Consider the following 725-nt stretch of genomic DNA (forward strand, 5'->3'; position numbering starts at 1 on the left):
TCGGCATAGTCGCCAACGGCACCGGCTGATTTATCCCAGGCCCTGACAGTAAACGTTGCCGCACCGTTAAAGTCAGCATTGGGCACAAAGCGCACCTGGTTACTGGCATCTAACAACAGAGCATGGTTTTCACTCAGGCTGCCATCGTTAATGGCTGTCCAGTTGGCGCCGCCATCAACCGAGTATTCCCAGCTGCCATTGCTGTTATCGACGCTGGTAATGGCAACGGCTTCAGCGGGTGAGCCATCGGCATCAGCAATAGTGTTATCGGTTATGATCTCTGCAACAGTGTTACCGCTATTGCTGGTGTCATCTTCATTAATATCAGACAGCACATAACCAGCTTTGTATAACTGGGTACGTGTTTCATAGGCATTACTGTCTTCCCAGCTGAAGGCCAGGGTACCGTCTGCCAGTTCAACCACCGCTGGGCGTTTATCGGTCTGGCCACTGCCGACCCGGAAGGCCGAATCCACAGTGGCTCCGGTATTTTCAAACTGCTGAGCCCAGATCTGACGACCGGTGTTAAGGTCATCACCGGTTTGCCAGGTGACAACAAAGCCACCGTTGGCCAGTCCGGTGACTTCCGGGAAGGTCTGGTCAGGGAATGAGTTGTCATTGGTAACGGCAAATTCACTGCCTACTGTCTGGCCCTGGCTATCGACAATACGGGCGTAAACACCGTAGCCCTGACCATCAGCACCGGTAGAATCCATCCAGGTAAC

General features: G+C 53.4%; 1 protein-coding gene. It reads right to left on the bottom strand.

The window, feature by feature from the left end:
* Positions 1 to 725: hypothetical protein (locus AK963_RS34220; RefSeq protein ID WP_202969955.1), on the bottom strand; the 725-nt coding region annotated here is incomplete at both ends.

Origin of the sequence: Endozoicomonas atrinae (assembly GCF_001647025.1) — a bacterium.
Lineage (GTDB): Bacteria > Pseudomonadota > Gammaproteobacteria > Pseudomonadales > Endozoicomonadaceae > Endozoicomonas > Endozoicomonas atrinae.